The organism is Sulfurivermis fontis (genome assembly GCF_004001245.1).
GTDB classification, from domain to species: Bacteria; Pseudomonadota; Gammaproteobacteria; order Thiohalomonadales; family Thiohalomonadaceae; genus Sulfurivermis; species Sulfurivermis fontis.
Map to the genome: position 1 here is coordinate 637,468 of NZ_AP018724.1, position 16,596 is coordinate 654,063.

28 protein-coding genes are annotated in these 16,596 nt (G+C 60.3%); 27 read left to right on the forward strand and 1 reads right to left on the reverse strand.

Annotation, left to right across the window (positions count from 1 at the left end):
* The first annotated feature begins 11 nt into the window (after nucleotides 1–11).
* The 27 genes from rplD (at nucleotide 12) to EP379_RS03500 (ending at nucleotide 13,659) form a co-directional block, all read left to right on the forward strand.
* Nucleotides 12–632: a 50S ribosomal protein L4 gene (rplD, locus tag EP379_RS03370; RefSeq protein ID WP_127475846.1), complete on the forward strand. Its 621-nt coding sequence runs from the start codon at nucleotides 12–14 to the stop codon at nucleotides 630–632.
* A complete protein-coding gene (rplW, locus tag EP379_RS03375; RefSeq protein WP_127475848.1) occupies nucleotides 629–925 on the forward strand; it encodes a 50S ribosomal protein L23 in 297 nt (98 codons plus the stop codon). Before rplD ends, rplW begins: the two co-directional genes overlap by 4 nt.
* Nucleotides 926–944: 19 nt before the next feature.
* The gene (gene rplB, locus EP379_RS03380; protein ID WP_127475850.1) at nucleotides 945–1,769 is read left to right on the forward strand and encodes a 50S ribosomal protein L2; all 825 of its coding nucleotides are present in this window, start codon (nucleotides 945–947) and stop codon (nucleotides 1,767–1,769) included.
* A gap of 17 nt (nucleotides 1,770–1,786) precedes the next feature.
* Nucleotides 1,787–2,062: a 30S ribosomal protein S19 gene (gene rpsS / locus EP379_RS03385; protein ID WP_127475852.1), complete on the forward strand. Its 276-nt coding sequence runs from the start codon at nucleotides 1,787–1,789 to the stop codon at nucleotides 2,060–2,062.
* Nucleotides 2,063–2,074: 12 nt separating this feature from the next.
* Nucleotides 2,075–2,407 (forward strand): 50S ribosomal protein L22, encoded by a 333-nt coding sequence (rplV, locus tag EP379_RS03390; RefSeq protein WP_127475854.1) that lies wholly within the window; start codon nucleotides 2,075–2,077, stop codon nucleotides 2,405–2,407.
* Nucleotides 2,408–2,420: 13 nt separating this feature from the next.
* On the forward strand, nucleotides 2,421–3,095 hold the full coding sequence (gene rpsC / locus EP379_RS03395) for a 30S ribosomal protein S3 (protein ID WP_127475856.1): 675 nt from the start codon (nucleotides 2,421–2,423) through the stop codon (nucleotides 3,093–3,095).
* A gap of 17 nt (nucleotides 3,096–3,112) precedes the next feature.
* Nucleotides 3,113–3,526 carry a 50S ribosomal protein L16 gene (gene rplP / locus EP379_RS03400; RefSeq protein WP_127475858.1) on the forward strand — a complete coding sequence of 138 codons (414 nt, stop codon included), beginning with the start codon at nucleotides 3,113–3,115 and terminating at the stop codon, nucleotides 3,524–3,526.
* Nucleotides 3,526–3,723, forward strand: coding sequence for a 50S ribosomal protein L29 (gene rpmC, locus EP379_RS03405; protein ID WP_127475861.1), 198 nt, complete (start codon nucleotides 3,526–3,528; stop codon nucleotides 3,721–3,723). Before rplP ends, rpmC begins: the two co-directional genes overlap by 1 nt.
* Nucleotides 3,720–3,980: a 30S ribosomal protein S17 gene (gene rpsQ / locus EP379_RS03410; RefSeq protein WP_127475863.1), complete on the forward strand. Its 261-nt coding sequence runs from the start codon at nucleotides 3,720–3,722 to the stop codon at nucleotides 3,978–3,980. Before rpmC ends, rpsQ begins: the two co-directional genes overlap by 4 nt.
* A 135-nt stretch (nucleotides 3,981–4,115) precedes the next feature.
* A complete protein-coding gene (gene rplN / locus EP379_RS03415; RefSeq protein ID WP_127475865.1) occupies nucleotides 4,116–4,484 on the forward strand; it encodes a 50S ribosomal protein L14 in 369 nt (122 codons plus the stop codon).
* A gap of 18 nt (nucleotides 4,485–4,502) precedes the next feature.
* Nucleotides 4,503–4,820 (forward strand): 50S ribosomal protein L24, encoded by a 318-nt coding sequence (rplX, locus tag EP379_RS03420; protein WP_127475867.1) that lies wholly within the window; start codon nucleotides 4,503–4,505, stop codon nucleotides 4,818–4,820.
* A gap of 15 nt (nucleotides 4,821–4,835) precedes the next feature.
* Complete coding sequence (gene rplE, locus EP379_RS03425; protein WP_172600523.1) at nucleotides 4,836–5,375, forward strand: 50S ribosomal protein L5; 540 nt, start codon at nucleotides 4,836–4,838, stop codon at nucleotides 5,373–5,375.
* A 12-nt stretch (nucleotides 5,376–5,387) separates the two neighbouring features.
* On the forward strand, nucleotides 5,388–5,693 hold the full coding sequence (gene rpsN / locus EP379_RS03430) for a 30S ribosomal protein S14 (protein ID WP_127475871.1): 306 nt from the start codon (nucleotides 5,388–5,390) through the stop codon (nucleotides 5,691–5,693).
* 30 nt (nucleotides 5,694–5,723) lie between these two features.
* Nucleotides 5,724–6,119: a 30S ribosomal protein S8 gene (gene rpsH, locus EP379_RS03435; RefSeq protein WP_127475873.1), complete on the forward strand. Its 396-nt coding sequence runs from the start codon at nucleotides 5,724–5,726 to the stop codon at nucleotides 6,117–6,119.
* 12 nt (nucleotides 6,120–6,131) lie between these two features.
* Nucleotides 6,132–6,662 carry a 50S ribosomal protein L6 gene (gene rplF, locus EP379_RS03440; RefSeq protein WP_127475875.1) on the forward strand — a complete coding sequence of 177 codons (531 nt, stop codon included), beginning with the start codon at nucleotides 6,132–6,134 and terminating at the stop codon, nucleotides 6,660–6,662.
* An 11-nt stretch (nucleotides 6,663–6,673) separates the two neighbouring features.
* The gene (rplR, locus tag EP379_RS03445; RefSeq protein ID WP_127475877.1) at nucleotides 6,674–7,030 is read left to right on the forward strand and encodes a 50S ribosomal protein L18; all 357 of its coding nucleotides are present in this window, start codon (nucleotides 6,674–6,676) and stop codon (nucleotides 7,028–7,030) included.
* 10 nt (nucleotides 7,031–7,040) lie between these two features.
* Nucleotides 7,041–7,547 carry a 30S ribosomal protein S5 gene (rpsE, locus tag EP379_RS03450; RefSeq protein WP_127475879.1) on the forward strand — a complete coding sequence of 169 codons (507 nt, stop codon included), beginning with the start codon at nucleotides 7,041–7,043 and terminating at the stop codon, nucleotides 7,545–7,547.
* 3 nt (nucleotides 7,548–7,550) lie between these two features.
* Nucleotides 7,551–7,739 (forward strand): 50S ribosomal protein L30, encoded by a 189-nt coding sequence (gene rpmD, locus EP379_RS03455; protein ID WP_127475881.1) that lies wholly within the window; start codon nucleotides 7,551–7,553, stop codon nucleotides 7,737–7,739.
* 2 nt (nucleotides 7,740–7,741) lie between these two features.
* Nucleotides 7,742–8,176: a 50S ribosomal protein L15 gene (rplO, locus tag EP379_RS03460; protein WP_127475883.1), complete on the forward strand. Its 435-nt coding sequence runs from the start codon at nucleotides 7,742–7,744 to the stop codon at nucleotides 8,174–8,176.
* Nucleotides 8,176–9,528 carry a preprotein translocase subunit SecY gene (gene secY, locus EP379_RS03465; protein ID WP_127475885.1) on the forward strand — a complete coding sequence of 451 codons (1,353 nt, stop codon included), beginning with the start codon at nucleotides 8,176–8,178 and terminating at the stop codon, nucleotides 9,526–9,528. Before rplO ends, secY begins: the two co-directional genes overlap by 1 nt.
* Before the next feature lie 34 nt (nucleotides 9,529–9,562).
* Nucleotides 9,563–9,679 carry a 50S ribosomal protein L36 gene (gene rpmJ / locus EP379_RS03470; RefSeq protein WP_127475887.1) on the forward strand — a complete coding sequence of 39 codons (117 nt, stop codon included), beginning with the start codon at nucleotides 9,563–9,565 and terminating at the stop codon, nucleotides 9,677–9,679.
* 115 nt (nucleotides 9,680–9,794) lie between these two features.
* A complete protein-coding gene (gene rpsM / locus EP379_RS03475) occupies nucleotides 9,795–10,151 on the forward strand; it encodes a 30S ribosomal protein S13 (RefSeq protein ID WP_127475889.1) in 357 nt (118 codons plus the stop codon).
* Nucleotides 10,152–10,204: 53 nt separating this feature from the next.
* A complete protein-coding gene (gene rpsK, locus EP379_RS03480; protein ID WP_127475891.1) occupies nucleotides 10,205–10,600 on the forward strand; it encodes a 30S ribosomal protein S11 in 396 nt (131 codons plus the stop codon).
* Nucleotides 10,601–10,613: 13 nt separating this feature from the next.
* A complete protein-coding gene (gene rpsD, locus EP379_RS03485) occupies nucleotides 10,614–11,240 on the forward strand; it encodes a 30S ribosomal protein S4 (RefSeq protein ID WP_127475893.1) in 627 nt (208 codons plus the stop codon).
* Between the two features lie 77 nt (nucleotides 11,241–11,317).
* Complete coding sequence (locus tag EP379_RS03490) at nucleotides 11,318–12,325, forward strand: DNA-directed RNA polymerase subunit alpha (RefSeq protein ID WP_127475895.1); 1,008 nt, start codon at nucleotides 11,318–11,320, stop codon at nucleotides 12,323–12,325.
* Nucleotides 12,326–12,377: 52 nt separating this feature from the next.
* On the forward strand, nucleotides 12,378–12,773 hold the full coding sequence (rplQ, locus tag EP379_RS03495; protein ID WP_127475897.1) for a 50S ribosomal protein L17: 396 nt from the start codon (nucleotides 12,378–12,380) through the stop codon (nucleotides 12,771–12,773).
* 130 nt (nucleotides 12,774–12,903) lie between these two features.
* On the forward strand, nucleotides 12,904–13,659 hold the full coding sequence (locus EP379_RS03500) for an SAM hydrolase/SAM-dependent halogenase family protein (protein WP_127475899.1): 756 nt from the start codon (nucleotides 12,904–12,906) through the stop codon (nucleotides 13,657–13,659).
* A 4-nt stretch (nucleotides 13,660–13,663) separates the two neighbouring features.
* Here EP379_RS03500 and uvrA read toward each other — a convergent pair whose 3' ends face one another.
* On the reverse strand, nucleotides 13,664–16,510 hold the full coding sequence (gene uvrA, locus EP379_RS03505) for an excinuclease ABC subunit UvrA (RefSeq protein ID WP_127475901.1): 2,847 nt from the start codon (nucleotides 16,508–16,510) through the stop codon (nucleotides 13,664–13,666).
* Nucleotides 16,511–16,596 lie beyond the last annotated feature (86 nt).

The following is a 16,596-nucleotide window of genomic DNA, read 5'->3' on the forward strand; positions in this document are numbered from 1 at the left end:
GGGGGGAGACGATGGAAATTAAACTGACTACGCCGACCGGCCGCGCCTCTACGAAGACTGTCGAGGTTTCCGACCTGATGTTCGGTGAAGATTTCAACGAAGCCCTGGTACACCAAGTTGTTACCGCCTATATGGCCGGTGGTCGTGCCGGTACCAAGGCACAGAAGACCCGCGCCGAGGTCAGCCATACCACGGCCAAGCCGTGGCGCCAGAAGGGCACCGGTCGTGCCCGCTCCGGTATGAGCTCCAGCCCGCTGTGGCGCGGTGGTGGCAAGATTTTCGCGGCCAAGCCCCGCGACTTCAGCCAGAAGGTAAACAAGAAGATGTACCGTGCCGCGCTGCGCTCGATCATGTCCGAGCTGGTGCGCCAGGAGCGTCTGGTCGTGGTCGACAAGTTCGAGGTGGAAGCCCCGAAGACCAAGCAACTGGTGGAAAAGCTGAAGACCATGGGGATCAATAACGCGCTGATCGTGACCGATGAGCTGGGTGACAACCTGTACCTGTCTGCCCGCAACCTGCACGATGTCGAGGTGTGCATGGCTCGTCATGTCGATCCGGTCAGTCTGGTGGGCTTCGAGAAGGTGCTGATCACCGTACCGGCACTGAAGCAGGTAGAGGAGATGCTGGCATGAATCAGGAACGTTTGTTGAAGGTGTTGCTGGCTCCGCATCTGTCGGAGAAGAGCAGCGTTATCGCTGATGCCAACAACCAGTATGTGTTCCGTGTTATGACCGATGCCAGCAAGCCGGAGATCAAGGCGGCTGTTGAGCAGCTGTTCAACGTCAGCGTCGATGCTGTACGCGTCAGCACTGTCAAGGGCAAGGTCAAGCGTTTCGGCCAGCGTTTCGGCCAGCGCAGCGACTGGAAAAAGGCGTACGTCACCCTGAAGGAAGGTCAAGAGATCTCCTTCATGGGTGGGGAATAACGTTTGAAGGACGTCGAAAATGGCTATTGTTAAACTCAAACCGACCTCCCCCGGACGCCGCTTTGTCGTCAAGGTGGTGAACCCCGATCTGCACAAGGGTGCGCCCCACGCGCCGTTGCTGGAGAAGAAGACCAAGCAGGGTGGCCGTAACCACGCGGGCCGTATCACCATGCGGCATCAGGGTGGCGGTCACAAGCAACACTACCGCGTCATCGATTTCAAGCGCAACAAGGACGGTATCCCCGGTATCGTCGAGCGTCTGGAATACGACCCGAACCGTACCTCGCACATCGCGCTGATTAAGTACGTGGATGGTGAGCGCCGTTACATCATCGCGCCGCGCGGCATCGCTGCCGGTGACGAGATCCTGTCCGGTCCCGCCGCCCCCATCAAGGCTGGCAACTGCCTGCCTCTGCGCAACATTCCGGTGGGTTCCACCGTGCATTGTGTCGAGCTCAAGGTTGGCAAGGGCGCCCAGCTGGCTCGTTCCGCCGGTGCCTCGGCGCAGCTGGTAGCGCGCGAGGGCGGCTATGCCACCTTGCGTCTCCGTTCCGGTGAAATGCGCAAGGTGCATGCCGAGTGCCGCGCCGTCATCGGCGAGGTCGGTAACAGTGAGCATAACCTGAAGAAGTTTGGTAAGGCCGGCGCCAAGCGCTGGATCGGCATCCGTCCGACCGTTCGTGGTACGGCGATGAACCCGGTTGACCATCCGCATGGTGGTGGTGAGGGCCGTACCTTCGGCAAGCATCCGACCACCCCCTGGGGTGTGCCGACCAAGGGTTACAAGACCCGCAATAACAGACGCACCGACAACATGATCGTGCGTCGTCGTAACCAGAAGTAATGGGTGAGGGCTGATAGATGCCGCGTTCAGTGAAAAAAGGGCCGTTTGTCGACCACCATCTGGCGAAGAAGGTCGAGCAAGCTGTAGCCAGCAATGTCAAGAAGCCGATCAAGACCTGGTCGCGCCGTTCGATGATTCTGCCGGACATGGTCGGCCTGACCATTGCCATCCATAATGGCCGTCAGCACGTGCCGGTGATGGTTACCGATAACATGGTTGGCCACAAGCTGGGCGAGTTCGCGCCGACCCGTACCTTCCGCGGCCATGCGGCCGACAAGAAGGCGAAGAAATAAGAGGTGATGACGATGGAAGTGGCAGCAAAATTGCGCTACGCACGGATTTCGCCGCAGAAGTGCCGCCTGGTCGCCGACCTGATTCGCGGTATGCCGGTGGAGCGTGCCCTGCAGACCCTGACCTTCAGCCAGAAGAAGGCTGCGGACATGGTGAAGAAGGTTCTCGAGTCGGCAATTGCCAATGCCGAGCACAACGAGGGCGCGGACATCGATGAACTGAAGGTGTCCAAGATCTACGTTGACGAGGGCCCGATTCTCAAGCGGATGCATGCCCGCGCCAAGGGCCGTGGCAACCGGATCAGCAAGCGTACCAGTCACATCACTGTGATGGTCGCGGAAAAGTAACAGAGAGGCAGCAATGGGACACAAAGTTCACCCGACCGGAATCCGCCTGGGCATCACCAAGGATTGGACTTCCAAGTGGTACGCCGACAGCAAGAACTTCCCGGAGTTTCTGCACATGGATCTCAAGGTTCGCGAGTTCCTGCAGAAAAAGCTGGCTCAGGCATCCATCAGCCGAGTGCAGATCGAGCGCCCGGCGCGCAACGCCCGCATTACCATCCATACGGCCCGTCCCGGTCTGGTGATTGGCAAGAAGGGTGAAGACATCGAGCGTCTGCGTCAGGAAGTCTCCGAGATGATGAAGGTGCCAGTGCACATCAACATCGAGGAAGTCCGCAAGCCCGAACTGGATGCCACCCTGGTGGCCCAGAGCATCGCCCAGCAGCTGGAGCGCCGCATCATGTTCCGCCGTGCCATGAAGCGGGCCGTGCAGAACGCCATGCGTCTGGGTGCACAGGGTGTGAAGATTAATGTTGCCGGCCGCTTGAACGGCGCCGAGATCGCCCGTAGCGAGTGGGTACGCGAAGGTCGTGTGCCTCTGCATACCCTGCGTGCAGACATCGATTACGGCGTCGCCGAAGCCCACACCACTTATGGTGTCATCGGCGTCAAGGTATGGATCTTCAAGGGTGAAGTGTTCGACCGCGGCGAAGTTGCCGGCGCAGTGGCCGAAAAGGCTGCAGCCAACTGATTTGAGGAGTAGGGAAGATGCTTCAGCCCAAACGCACAAAATTCCGCAAGCAGCATAAGGGCCGTAACCGCGGTCTGGCCAATAGCGGCAATAAGGTCAGCTTTGGCGAATTCGGCCTCAAGAGTATCGAGCGCGGTCGACTGACGGCTCGTCAGATCGAGGCTGCCCGCCGTGCCATGACCCGTCACGTCAAGCGTGGCGGCAAGATCTGGATCCGTGTGTTCCCGGATAAGCCGATTACCCAGAAGCCCTTGGAAGTTCGTATGGGTAACGGTAAGGGTAACGTGGAGTACTGGGTGGCCCAGATCCAGCCCGGCAAGATGCTGTATGAAATGGAAGGGGTAGGCGAGGATATCGCCCGTGAGGCGTTCCGTCTGGCTGCCGCCAAGCTGCCCCTGAAGACCGCATTTGTAACCCGTACGGTGCTGTGATGAAAGCGAACGATTTGAGGCAGAAGGGTGTCGAGGAGCTGAACCAGGAGCTGCTCGGCCTGCTGCGTGAGCAGTTTAACCTGCGTATGCAGAAGGGCACGGGCCAGTTGTCCCAGCCGCACCGCGTGAAGGTCGTGCGTCGTGACATCGCCCGGATCAAGACCATTCTGGAACAGAAGGCAGGTAAGGCAGAATGAGCGAACAAAACAAAGTGGTGCGCACGGTCACCGGCCGTGTCACCAGCGACAAGATGGACAAGACCATTACCGTCCTGGTCGAGCGCCGCGTAAAGCACCCGATCTACGGTAAGTACGTAAAACGTTCCACCAAGCTGCATGCCCATGACGAGCACAATGAGTGCAAGGAAGGGGATGTGGTGACCATCGAGGAATGCCGCCCGATCTCCAAGAGCAAGGCTTGGCGCTTGGTCAAGGTGGTAGAGAAGGCTAGCTGACGACTGATAAACCGTCACCCTGCCGGTAGGGGCGGCGCCTGAGCCCGGATAAAAAGTGTTTGGGCTTGGCGCCGTTTGGTGTTAATATGCCGCCCCTTTACTTCCCGGCCAGTGTGATTGTGTGGAGACACAACCATGATACAGATGCAGACCAAACTGGATGTGGCCGACAACAGCGGTGCCCGTGTCGTCCAGTGCATCAAGGTTTTAGGCGGCTCCCACCGCCGTTACGCCACGATTGGCGACGTTATTAAGGTGAGCATCAAGGAAGCCATCCCCCGCGGCAAGGTCAAGAAGGGGGAGGTATACAATGCTGTGGTGGTGCGTACAGCCAAGGGCGTGCGTCGTGCCGATGGCTCCCTGATTCGCTTCGATGGCAACGCTGCCGTGCTACTGAACAACAAACTCGAACCGATCGGTACCCGTATTTTCGGGCCCGTGACCCGCGAGCTGCGTGGCGAGCGTTTCATGAAGATCGTGTCGCTGGCACCTGAGGTGCTGTAAGGCAGAGGGTGAATAGAGATGCGCAAGATTAGAAAAGGTGACGAGGTAGTCGTCCTGACCGGCCGGAACAAAGGGCGTCGTGGCAATGTGCTGCGTGTTCTCCCCAACGACCGTGTAGTGGTCGAAGGTGTGAACATGGTGAAGAAGCACCAGAAGCCCAATCCTCTCAAGGGTATCCCGGGCGGCATCGTGGAGAAGGAACATTCCATCCACGTGTCCAATGTTGCCTTGTTCAACAGTGCGACGGGCAAGGCTGATCGGGTCGGGATCAAGTTCCTCGAGGACGGCCGTAAGGTGCGTTACTTCAAGTCCAACGGCGAAGTCGTGGACGCGTAAGTCGGGTAGGCGATGATGGCTAGACTGAAGCAGTTTTACAAAGAAAAGGTTGTGCCGCAGCTGATGCAGGAGCGCGGCTATGCCAATGTCATGCAGGTGCCCCGCATCAGCAAAATCACCCTGAACATGGGTGTGGGCGAGGCGATCGCCGACAAGAAGGTGCTGGAACATGCTGTGGCAGACATGACCAAAATCGCCGGTCAGAAGCCGGTTACCACCAAGGCCCGCAAGTCTGTTGCCGGTTTCAAGGTGCGTGAAGGCTGGCCTATCGGCTGCAAGGTTACCCTGCGCGGGGATCGCATGTACGAGTTCCTGGATCGTCTGATTACCATCGCCATACCGCGTATCCGCGATTTCCGCGGTGTCAGTGCCAAGTCCTTCGATGGTCAGGGCAACTACAGCATGGGCGTGAAAGAGCAGATCATTTTCCCGGAAATCGATTACGACAAGATCGATACGCTGCGTGGCATGGATATCACTATCACCACCACGGCGACCAACGATGATGATGGCCGCGCTCTGTTGCGCGCCTTCAATTTCCCGTTCAAGTCTTAAGGGGCACAAGTCATGGCGAAGACCTCCATGAAAATGCGCGAGCTGAAGCGCGCCAAGCTGGTAGCCAAGTACGCCGCCAAGCGCGCCGAAATCAAGGCCAAGCTGAAGAATCCTGAGCTGGGCTTTGAAGAGCGCGATGCCCTGCAGTTGCAGTTGCAGAAGATGCCGCGCGATTCCAGTCCGGTGCGTCAGCATAACCGCTGTAATCTGACCGGTCGTCCACACGGCTACTACCGCAAATTCGGTCTTGGTCGCAACAAGCTGCGTGAAGCCACCATGCGTGGCGACGTTCCTGGTCTGCGCAAGGCCAGCTGGTAAGAATCAACCAACTCAAGGGATATCGATACAATGAGTATGACTGATCCGATAGCCGATATGCTGACCCGTATCCGCAACGCTCTGGGTGCGCAGAAGCAAGAGGTTTCGATGCCGTCCTCCAAGCTCAAGGCAAACATTGCCAAGCTGTTGAAGGATGAAGGCTTTATTTCCGACTTCTCGGTGGATACATCCAGCGGCAAGGCGGTACTGAAGCTTGCTTTGAAGTACTACCAGGGCAAGCCGGTCATCGAGGAACTGCGCCGCGTCAGCCGTCCCGGCCTGCGTCAGTACAAGGCCAAGAACGAGCTGCCGAAAGTCCGTGGCGGCCTCGGTATCGCCATCATTTCCACTTCCGCCGGTCTGATGACCGACCGTGCCGCCCGCAAGGCCGGCCACGGCGGCGAAGTCCTGTGCTTTGTCTCTTAAAGGTGGCGTGACATGGCAAGAATTCTCAATCCTGTTGTGATCCCTGCCGGTGTGCAGGTGGCTGTCGAGGGGCAGGCACTCAACATCAAGAGTGGCAAGGGCGCCGTAACTCATGTGGTTCGCGATGACGTAAGCATCAAGATGGCAGGCAATGAGTTGCGCTTTGCACCGCAAACCCAGACTCCGGCCAACATCGCTATGGTTGGAACCACCCGCGCGCTGGTTGCCAACATTTTCCGTGGTCTGACCCAGGGCTTCGAGCGCAAGCTGGAGCTGGTCGGCGTCGGCTACCGTGCCCAGGCGCAAGGCAAGACACTGAATCTGACCCTTGGTTTCTCCCATCCGGTGAAGTATGACGCCCCGGAAGGTATCACCATCGAAACCCCGAGTCAGACTGAAATCGTGGTCAAGGGTACCGACAAGCAAAAGGTAGGGCAGGTGGCCGCAGACATTCGCGCCTATCGTCCCCCCGAGCCGTACAAGGGCAAGGGTATCAAGTACGCGGATGAGAAGATCATCCGCAAAGAGGCCAAGAAGAAGTAGGGTCTTAAGATATGAACGACAAGAAAACTTCGCGTTTGCGCCGTGCTCTGCGCGCCCGGGCCAAGATTCGGGAGCTGGGCGCCTATCGCCTCTGCATTCATCGTACCCCGCGCCATATCTATGCGCAGGTGATCGCGCCGAATGGTTCCGAGGTCGTTGCCGCCGCCTCCACGCTGCAGGCCGACATCAAGAGTGGCCTCAAGTCCACCGGCAATATCGAAGCGGCAATCGCCGTGGGCAAGGCCGTGGCGGAGAAGGCCAAGGCTGCCGGCGTTACCAAGGTCGCTTTCGACCGTGCCGGCTTCAAATATCATGGTCGCGTCAAGGCGTTGGCTGATGCCGCTCGCGAAAACGGTCTGGAATTCTAAGGGTTAGATTATGGCTGGATTTGACGTAACTCCGAGCACCGATGGCCTGAATGAGAAACTCATCGCTGTCAATCGTGTGTCCAAGACGGTCAAGGGCGGTCGCCAGTTCGCCTTCAGCGCACTGACTGTGGTTGGCGATGGCCAGGGTAAAGTGGGCATCGGTACCGGCAAGGCACGCGAAGTACCCGCCGCTATCGCCAAGGCGATGGAAAAGGCGCGCAAGAACATGAAGCAGGTCTCTGTTGCCAACGGTACTCTGCAGCACCCGGTGACGTCCCGTCACGGCGCGGCCAAGGTGTACATGCAACCGGCGTCTGAAGGTACCGGTATCATTGCCGGCGGCGCCATGCGTGCCGTGCTGGAGATGGCTGGTGTACACAACGTCCTGGCCAAGTGCATCGGTTCCAGCAACCCGAATAACGTGGTGCGTGCCACCATGAATGGTCTGGTAGCGATGTCCTCACCCGAGCAGGCAGCTGCCAAGCGTGGCAAGACGGTAAAAGAGATTCTGGAATAAGCCATGGCACAGAAGAACACTCTTAAAGTTACCCTGGTACGCAGCCTGAACGGCCGACTGGCCGCTCACAAGGCTTGTGCCGCCGGCCTGGGTCTGCGTCGCATGAACCAGACGGTGGAAGTGGAAGACACCCCCTGCACCCGCGGCATGATCAACAAGGTGTCTTACCTGGTGAAGGTTGAAGGAGCTTGAACATGCGCCTGAATACGCTTAAGCCCGCTGAAGGGGCCAAGAAGGTTGGCAAGCGACTCGGTCGCGGCATCGGTTCCGGCCTGGGCAAGACTTCCGGTCGCGGCCACAAGGGTCAGAAGGCCCGTGCCGGCGGTTTCCACAAGGTCGGTTTTGAAGGCGGCCAGATGCCGCTGCAGCGCCGTTTGCCCAAGATTGGCTTCCGCTCCCAGAAGGCGGCCGATACCGCTGAAGTGCGTCTGCATGAGCTGGCCAAGGTGGAGGGGGACGTGGTCGATCTGCTGGCGCTGAAGGCAGCCAATGTCGTCGGTCAGGGGATCAAGCGCGTCAAGGTGATTGCCTCCGGTACCGTGGAGAAGGCCGTGACCGTCAAGGGCGTGGCGGTGACCAAGGGTGCGCGCGCGGCCATCGAGGCCGCCGGCGGCAAGGTCGAAGAATAGTGGGCGCCAGTCGTGCCGCGATGGCCAGCGCCCTCGGTGGAGGGAAGCTGACCGAACTCAAACAACGCCTCCTGTTCCTGCTGGGGGCGTTGTTGGTTTTCCGTATCGGTGCGCACATTCCGGTTCCCGGTATTGATCAGATCGCTCTGGCCGCTCTGTTTGAACAGCAGCGCGGCAGCATCCTCGACATGTTCAACATGTTCTCGGGGGGTGCGCTGGAGCGCCTGAGCGTGTTTGCCTTGGGCATCATGCCGTACATCTCCGCATCGATCATCGTGCAGCTGTTGACCAAGGTGTCGCCCTATCTGGAGCAGCTGAACAAGGAAGGTGCGGCAGGCCGGCGCAAGATTACGCAGTATACCCGCATCGGCACGCTGGCACTGGCCACATTCCAGGGTATCGGTGTGGCGATTATGTTGGAAGGGCAGACCGCCGGAAACCTGCCGCTGGTGGTCGAGCCAGGGCTGGCCTTCCGTCTGGTGACGGTGGTTACGCTGGTGACCGGTACCATGTTCCTGATGTGGCTGGGTGAGCAAGTGACCGAGCGCGGTATCGGCAATGGCATCTCAATGATCATCTTCGCCGGTATCGTCGCCGGGTTGCCGTCCGCCATCGGTGGCACGTTGGAGCTGGCGCGTACCGGCGAGTTGAATGCAGTGCTGATTCTGGTGCTGTTCGCCGGCGCTCTCGCCGTCACTGCCTTTGTGGTGTTTGTGGAGCGTGGACAGCGCCGCATTACGGTGAACTATGCCAAACGACAGATGGGGCGCAAGATGTACGCCGGCCAGACCAGCCATCTGCCGTTGAAGGTGAATATGGCCGGTGTCATCCCACCCATCTTTGCCTCCAGTATCATTCTCTTCCCGGCGACGCTGGGTGGGATGTTCGGTAGTGCCGAAGGCATGGGATGGTTGTCGGATCTGGCGTCTACCCTGTCGCCGGGACAGCCGCTGTATGTCGGTCTGTATGCCGCTGCGATAGTGTTTTTCTGCTTCTTCTATACCGCCTTGATGTTCGATCCGAAGGACACGGCGGAGAACCTGAAGAAGTCCGGCGCGTTTGTCCCCGGGATCCGACCCGGTGAGCAGACCGCTCGTTATATCGACGGTATTCTGAGCAAACTGACCCTGGCCGGAGCCATTTACATCACCCTGGTCTGTCTGTTGCCGGAGTTCCTGATTTTGTATTGGAATGTGCCGTTCTATTTCGGCGGCACCTCATTGCTCATCATCGTGGTGGTGACCATGGACTTCATGGCGCAGGTACAGGCGCATTTGATGTCCCATCAGTACGAAGGGCTGATGAGAAAGGCAAATCTCAAGGGCCATGGCGGTGCGGGATTCCCCCGTTAGGCCGGCCCGGACTTTATATATTGGGAGAACGACGATGAAGGTTCAGGCATCTGTCAAGAAGGTGTGCCGTAACTGCAAGATTGTCCGCCGTAAAGGTGTGGTACGGGTGATCTGCTCCACCGACGCCCGCCACAAGCAGCGTCAGGGTTAAGGCTGGCTGCGTCCGTCATAATGGACGCTTGACCAAGCAGGGTTTCAACAGTAACATTGCGCGTTTCACTGCCTGGTGGGTGGTGACGTCCGTTTTATAGCTGAGGATAGGCTCGATGGCCCGTATTGCAGGCATTAACATCCCGGTGCAGAAGCACACCGTGATCGCGCTGACCGCGATCTATGGTATCGGCCGCACCCGTGCCCAGAAGATTTGTGCCGCCGCTGGTGTTCGTCCCGAGACCAAGGTCAAGGACCTGAGCGAGGCGGAGGTGGAAGGTCTGCGCGCCGAGGTGGCCAAGTTCACCGTCGAAGGCGACCTGCGTCGTGAAATCTCGATGAATATCAAGCGGTTGATGGACTTGGGCTGCTACCGCGGCCTGCGTCATCGTCGCGGTTTGCCGGTGCGCGGTCAGCGTACCCGTACCAATGCGCGTACCCGCAAGGGCCCGCGTCGCGCTATCAAGAAGTAATCGGCAACCGTCCGGCTTAAGGTTCGGACAAGGCTGTTAACTAGGACTTACACATGGCAAAAGCAGCAGCGGCTTCCCGCACTCGCAAAAAGGTAAAGAAGAACGTCGTGGACGGCATCGCCCACATCCACGCGTCCTTTAACAACACCATCGTTACCATTACCGACCGTCAGGGCAACGCCCTGTGCTGGGCGACTTCAGGTGGTTCGGGCTTCCGTGGCTCGCGCAAGAGCACACCATTCGCGGCCCAGGTGGCTGCCGAGAACTGTGGTGCCAAGGCGCTGGAGTTCGGTATGAAGAACCTGGAAGTGCGCGTGCAGGGCCCCGGTCCCGGCCGTGAATCTGCGGTGCGTGCGCTGAACGCCAAGGGTTTCAAGATTCTAAGCATTTCCGACGTGACGCCGATTCCGCACAACGGCTGCCGTCCGCCCAAGAAGCGTCGCGTGTAAGCAGGAGAACAAAGTGGCTAGGTATATCGGTTCCAAGTGTCGCCAGTGCCGCCGCGAAGGCGAGAAACTGTTCCTCAAGGGCGAGAAGTGCTTCGGCAGCAAGTGCGCGATTGAAAATCGCCCCTTCCCCCCCGGTCAGCACGGCCAGCGTCGCGCCCGTCTGTCCGACTACGCACGTCAGCTGCGTGAAAAGCAGAAGATGCGTCGTGTCTATGGTGTGCTGGAGCGTCAGTTCCGCAGCTACTATGCCGAGGCCGATCGCGGCAAGGGCAACACCGGTGAAAGCCTGCTGCAACTGTTGGAGTCCCGTCTGGACAATGTCGTGTACCGCATGGGTTTCGGCGTGTCTCGCTCCGAGGCGCGCCAGCTGGTGCGCCACAACGGTGTGACCATCAACGGCAACAAGGTGAATATTCCGGGTTACATGGTCAAGCCGGGTGACGTCGTCGCCGTTGCCCCACGTGCCAAGGATCAGCTGCGGGTCAAGGCGGCGGTCGAGCTGGCGCAGCAGCGCGGTTTTCCGGAGTGGATCGAGGTGGACGTGAACAAGCTGCAGGGTACCTTCAAGGCCAAGCCCGAGCGCAGCGAGTTGCCCGCCGAGATTCAGGAACAGCTGGTGGTCGAACTCTACTCCAAGTAAGGGAGCGGTGGGCTGCGCCCTAGGCTGGCGCGGTAGCCGTAGGTATTCGGTCCAGCAGATACGAGAGAGGACTGTACATGCAGGGCTCAGTTGGAGAATTGCTCAAGCCGCGCCTGGTGGGCGTGGAGAAGATCAGCGACACTTGTGCCAAGGTGACCCTGGAGCCGCTCGAACGCGGTTTCGGTCATACCTTGGGCAACGCGCTGCGTCGGATTTTGCTGTCTTCCATGGTGGGCAGCGCCATTGTCGAGGTCGAAATCGACGGCGTACTGCACGAGTACACCACCATCGAAGGTGTGCAGGAGGATGTGATTGAAATCCTGCTCAACCTGAAGGGTGTCGCTCTGCGCATGGCTGGCCGTGATGAAGCCACCCTCAAGCTGAGCAAGAAGGGCCCCGGTCCCGTGACCGCCGGCGACATCGTGCTGGATCACAGTGTCGAAGTGCTCAATCCGGATCATGTCATCGCTCACCTCACCAAGTCCGGTGAGTTGAATATGACGCTGAAGGTAACCACCGGTCGTGGTTATCAGCCGGCCAACCAGCGTTTCAACAGTGAAGAAGAAAGCCGTCCCATCGGCCGTCTGCAGATCGACGCCTCGTTCAGCCCGGTGCGTCGCGTGGCCTACACAGTGGAAAGCGCACGCGTTGAACAGCGGACCAATCTGGACAAGCTGATCATCGAACTGGAAACCAACGGTACGATCGAGCCGGATGAGGCCATTCGTCGTGCTGCCACCATCCTGCAGGAGCAGCTGTCGGCCTTCGTCGATCTGCAGGGCAAGAAGGAGTCGCGTCAGGATGTGGCCGAGCCGGCCATCGACCCGATTCTGCTGCGCCCGGTGGACGACCTCGAGCTCACGGTGCGCTCGGCCAACTGCCTCAAGGCTGAGAACATTTACTATATCGGTGACCTGATTCAGCGTACCGAGGTGGAACTGCTCAAGACCCCGAATCTCGGTAAGAAGTCACTCACCGAGATCAAGGACGTGTTGGCCTCCCGTGGTTTGTCTCTGGGTATGCGCCTGGAGAACTGGCCGCCGGCAAGCCTGCGCGCGAAGGATGAAGACAAGGTCGGCGCGTAAGCCCGGCTGCGTGCCCTCTGTAACGTAAGTTTAGGATTTTAAGGATACGCCCATGCGTCATCGTAATATTGGTCGGCAACTGAGCCGCAACAGCAGCCACCGCAAGGCCATGCTGAAGAATATGGCGGCCTCGCTGCTGCAGCACGAGATCATCAAGACCACCCTGCCGAAGGCCAAGGAGCTGCGTCGCGTCGCCGAGCCGCTGATCACCATGGCCAAGGTCGACTCCGTCGCCAAGCGCCGTCTCGCCTTCGCCCGCCTGCGCGACCGTGATGTGGTGACCAAGCTGTTCAACGAGCTGGGGCCGCGTTACCAGGCGCGTCCGGGCGGTTACCTGCGCATCCTGAAGTGCGGCTACCGTGCCGGCGATGCGGCGCCGATGGCCATCGTCGAGCTGGTTGACCGTCCGGAACAGGGTGGTGAGGCAGTCGAGGCCAGCGAGGAATAAGTCACCGACAAGGTGCCGACAAAAAGCCGGGCTTGCCCGGCTTTTTTGTTTTCCAGGCATGGATTCTGGGGGCACCGGCTGGTGTGGCCACGGGCCGGGTGCCGGGCACAATATCCGGGAGGTAAAAGCGATGCTGGTGTTGATGACCGATTTTGGCGCCGGCGGACCCTATATGGGGCAGATGCAGGCCGTGCTGCTGCGCGAGGCACCGGGTGTGCCGGTGCTCACCCTGTTCAACGATGCACCACGCTGTAATCCCCGGGCCAGCGCCTACCTGCTGGCGGCCTATGCGGGGGAGTTTCCCCCCGGCAGCGTGTTCGTTGCGGTGATCGATCCCGGTGTAGGCACGGCATCGCGCCGTCCGGTCATCGTCGAGGCCGATGGGCGCTGGTATGTCGGGCCCGACAATGGTCTGTTCGAACTGATCACGCGCCGTGCCGCACTGTGCCGTTGCTGGGAGATCACCTGGCGGCCAGCACATCTTTCCGCCAGTTTTCATGGCCGCGATCTATTCGCGCCGGTGGCGGCGAGGCTGGCGCGTGGTGAGCCGCCTCCGGGGGTGACGGTGGAAAGCTCCAGCAACGACTGGCCCGATGATCTGGCCGAGGTGATCTACATTGATCACTTCGGCAATGCCATGACCGGCTTGCGCGCAGCCGGTGTCGCGCCGGGTACCGTTCTTTCCGTGGCCGGTCGGCAACTGCATCATGCCGTTACCTTCGGTGCAGCGGCTGCAGGCGGGGCATTCTGGTACGAAAATGCCAACGGCCTCGTTGAGCTGGCCGTCAATCAGGGCTGCGCGGCGCAGGAACTCGGTCTTTCCATCGGTACGCCCGTAGCCGTGCAGGCCGCTTCTCAGGGAGCCGGCGCGACGCAAACGGTGTAGCGCGCTATTTCTTCTTCCGTGCCTGTCGTTCGCGCTCCAGCAGCGGCTTGAGAAAGCGGCCGGTGTGGGAGTCTGTGCAGGCCGCCACCTGTTCCGGCGTGCCGGCGGTGACCAGGGTACCGCCCTTGTCGCCACCCTCCGGGCCCATGTCGATGATCCAGTCGGCGGTTTTGATGACGTCGAGGTTGTGCTCGATGACCACGATGGTGTTGCCGTGGTCACGCAGGCGATGCAGTACGTCGAGCAGTTGCTGGATATCGTGGAAGTGCAGGCCGGTGGTTGGTTCGTCAAGAATGTACAGTGTGTTGCCGGTGTCGCGCTTGGACAGTTCACGCGCCAGTTTGACGCGCTGTGCCTCGCCGCCGGACAGGGTGGTGGCGCTCTGGCCCAGCTTGATGTAGGTGAGGCCAACGTCCATCAGTGTCTGCAATTTGCGCGCGATGGGCGGCACGGCATCGAAGAAGGCGCGCGCGTCTTCCACCGTCATCTCCAGCACCTCGTAGATGTTCTTGCCCTTGTAGCGCACCTCCAGCGTTTCACGGTTGTAGCGCTTGCCCTTGCACACGTCGCACGGCACATAGATGTCGGGCAGGAAGTGCATTTCCACCTTGATCAGGCCGTCACCCTGACAGGCCTCGCAGCGGCCGCCCTTGACGTTGAAGGAGAAACGGCCCGGGCTGTAGCCGCGGCTGCGCGCCTCCTGGGTGCCGGCAAACAGGTCACGGATGGGGGTGAACAGGCCGGTATAGGTGGCCGGGTTGGAGCGCGGCGTGCGGCCGATGGGACTCTGATCGATGTCCACCACCTTGTCGAACTGATCCAGACCGATGATTTCGGCGCAGGGGGCCGGGTCTTCACCACTGCCGTTGAGGGTCAGGGCGGCGTGGCGGTAGAGCGTGTCGATGATCAGCGTCGACTTGCCGGAGCCGGAGACACCGGTGACGCAGGTGAGCAGGCCCACAGGGATATCGACATTCACGCCCTTCAGGTTATTGCCGCTGGCGCCACGGATGGCGATCTGCCGTGCCGGGTCCGGTGGTGTGCGTTCGCCGCCGACGTGAATGCGCTTGGCGCCGGACAGGTATTGGCCGGTGAGGGACTCCGGATTGGCCAGGATCTGTTTTGGTGTGCCCTGGGCGACGATACGGCCACCGTGCACCCCGGCGCCGGGGCCGATATCCACCACATGGTCGGCGCGCAGAATTGCATCTTCGTCGTGCTCCACCACGATGACCGTATTGCCGAGGTCGCGCAGCCGCGTCAGCGTTTCCAGCAGGCGCTCGTTGTCGCGCTGGTGCAGGCCGATGGAGGGTTCGTCGAGGATGTACATCACGCCCACCAGGCCGGCGCCGATCTGGCTGGCGAGGCGGATGCGCTGGGCCTCGCCGCCGGACAGCGTGTCGGCACTGCGATCCAGCGACAGGTAATCGAGGCCGACGTTGACCAGGAAGGTCAGGCGGGCGCCGATCTCGGCGAGGATCTTGGCGGCGATCTCGCCACGGCGTCCCGGCAGGGTCAGGGTGGTGGCGAATTCGCGTGCCCGGCCCACCGGCATGGCCGACACCTCCGGCAGACTGAGCCCGGCGACATACACGTGGCGTGCGGAGCGATTGAGGCGCGTGCCGTGGCAATCGGGGCAGGTCTTCTGGCTGAGATATTTGGCCAGTTCCTCGCGCACTACGTTGGAATCGGTCTCGCGGTAGCGCCGCTCCATGTTGGGCAGCACACCCTCGAACGGTTCGCGCCGCTGGCGGCTGAAGCCGCGCTCGGAGAAGTAGGTGAACTCGATCTCCTCCTCGCCGCTGCCGTACAGGATCACCTGCTGCACTTCATGGCTGAGCTGATTGAACGGTGTATCGATGTCGAAGCCGTAGTGCTCGGCCAGGGCGGTGAGCAACTGGAAGTAGTACACTGTGCGCTTGTCCCAGCCGCGGATGGCGCCTTCGGCCAGGCTCAGTTCGGGATGCACCACGACACGGGCCGGATCGAAGAACTGCTTCACTCCGAGACCGTCACAACTCGGGCAGGCGCCGGAGGGATTATTGAAGGAAAACAGGCGCGGCTCCAGTTCGGTCAACGCGTAACCGCACTGCGGACAGGCAAAGCGGGCCGAGAACAACAGCTCTTCCTGCTCGCCATCCATGAACACCACGCGCGCAACGCCATCGGCCAGTTTGAGTGCGGTCTCGAACGAATCGGCCAGACGCTGTGCGATGTCCGCGCGGACCTTGAAACGATCGACTACCGCCTCGATGGTGTGTTTGCGGCGCAGGTCCATCTTGGGCGCGGCATCCAGCTCCACCACTTCGCCGTTGATGCGCGCGCGCACGAAACCCTGTGCACGTAGCTCATCGAGCAGTTGCAGGTGTTCGCCCTTGCGCTCCTGTACGATGGGGGCGAGCAGCATGAGACGCGTGCCTTCGGGCAGGGCCAGCACCTGATCCACCATCTGACTGACGGTCTGCGCCTCCAGCACCGTGCCATGCTCGGGACAGCGCGGTTCGCCGGCACGGGCATAGAGCAGGCGTAGATAGTCATGTATCTCGGTGACGGTGCCGACAGTGGAACGCGGGTTGTGCGAGGTGGATTTCTGTTCGATGGAGATCGCCGGTGACAGCCCTTCGATGTGATCCACATCGGGCTTCTCCATCATGGAAAGGAATTGGCGCGCGTAGGCGGAGAGCGACTCGACGTAACGACGCTGGCCTTCGGCGTAGATGGTGTCAAAGGCGAGCGATGACTTGCCCGAGCCGGACAGGCCGGTGAAGACGATGAGCTTGTCGCGCGGCAGTTCGATGTCGATATTCTGCAGATTGTGCGTGCGCGCACCGCGTATGCGTATGGTGTCCATGCCGTTTTCCGGGTACAAAAGAACTTGTTAATATACGTCCGAGACCTCCTTCGACGCAAAGCAATCCCCTGTTTTTTACAGGGTCA

Coding starts and splice junctions, on each gene's coding strand:
- rplD (WP_127475846.1), top strand. CDS start 12: ATGGAAATTAAACTGACTACGCCGACCGGCCGCGCCTCTACGAAGACT.
- rplW (WP_127475848.1), top strand. CDS start 629: ATGAATCAGGAACGTTTGTTGAAGGTGTTGCTGGCTCCGCATCTGTCG.
- rplB (WP_127475850.1), top strand. CDS start 945: ATGGCTATTGTTAAACTCAAACCGACCTCCCCCGGACGCCGCTTTGTC.
- rpsS (WP_127475852.1), top strand. CDS start 1,787: ATGCCGCGTTCAGTGAAAAAAGGGCCGTTTGTCGACCACCATCTGGCG.
- rplV (WP_127475854.1), top strand. CDS start 2,075: ATGGAAGTGGCAGCAAAATTGCGCTACGCACGGATTTCGCCGCAGAAG.
- rpsC (WP_127475856.1), top strand. CDS start 2,421: ATGGGACACAAAGTTCACCCGACCGGAATCCGCCTGGGCATCACCAAG.
- rplP (WP_127475858.1), top strand. CDS start 3,113: ATGCTTCAGCCCAAACGCACAAAATTCCGCAAGCAGCATAAGGGCCGT.
- rpmC (WP_127475861.1), top strand. CDS start 3,526: ATGAAAGCGAACGATTTGAGGCAGAAGGGTGTCGAGGAGCTGAACCAG.
- rpsQ (WP_127475863.1), top strand. CDS start 3,720: ATGAGCGAACAAAACAAAGTGGTGCGCACGGTCACCGGCCGTGTCACC.
- rplN (WP_127475865.1), top strand. CDS start 4,116: ATGATACAGATGCAGACCAAACTGGATGTGGCCGACAACAGCGGTGCC.
- rplX (WP_127475867.1), top strand. CDS start 4,503: ATGCGCAAGATTAGAAAAGGTGACGAGGTAGTCGTCCTGACCGGCCGG.
- rplE (WP_172600523.1), top strand. CDS start 4,836: ATGGCTAGACTGAAGCAGTTTTACAAAGAAAAGGTTGTGCCGCAGCTG.
- rpsN (WP_127475871.1), top strand. CDS start 5,388: ATGGCGAAGACCTCCATGAAAATGCGCGAGCTGAAGCGCGCCAAGCTG.
- rpsH (WP_127475873.1), top strand. CDS start 5,724: ATGAGTATGACTGATCCGATAGCCGATATGCTGACCCGTATCCGCAAC.
- rplF (WP_127475875.1), top strand. CDS start 6,132: ATGGCAAGAATTCTCAATCCTGTTGTGATCCCTGCCGGTGTGCAGGTG.
- rplR (WP_127475877.1), top strand. CDS start 6,674: ATGAACGACAAGAAAACTTCGCGTTTGCGCCGTGCTCTGCGCGCCCGG.
- rpsE (WP_127475879.1), top strand. CDS start 7,041: ATGGCTGGATTTGACGTAACTCCGAGCACCGATGGCCTGAATGAGAAA.
- rpmD (WP_127475881.1), top strand. CDS start 7,551: ATGGCACAGAAGAACACTCTTAAAGTTACCCTGGTACGCAGCCTGAAC.
- rplO (WP_127475883.1), top strand. CDS start 7,742: ATGCGCCTGAATACGCTTAAGCCCGCTGAAGGGGCCAAGAAGGTTGGC.
- rpmJ (WP_127475887.1), top strand. CDS start 9,563: ATGAAGGTTCAGGCATCTGTCAAGAAGGTGTGCCGTAACTGCAAGATT.
- rpsM (WP_127475889.1), top strand. CDS start 9,795: ATGGCCCGTATTGCAGGCATTAACATCCCGGTGCAGAAGCACACCGTG.
- rpsK (WP_127475891.1), top strand. CDS start 10,205: ATGGCAAAAGCAGCAGCGGCTTCCCGCACTCGCAAAAAGGTAAAGAAG.
- EP379_RS03490 (WP_127475895.1), top strand. CDS start 11,318: ATGCAGGGCTCAGTTGGAGAATTGCTCAAGCCGCGCCTGGTGGGCGTG.
- rplQ (WP_127475897.1), top strand. CDS start 12,378: ATGCGTCATCGTAATATTGGTCGGCAACTGAGCCGCAACAGCAGCCAC.
- EP379_RS03500 (WP_127475899.1), top strand. CDS start 12,904: ATGCTGGTGTTGATGACCGATTTTGGCGCCGGCGGACCCTATATGGGG.
- uvrA (WP_127475901.1), bottom strand. CDS start 16,510: ATGGACACCATACGCATACGCGGTGCGCGCACGCACAATCTGCAGAAT.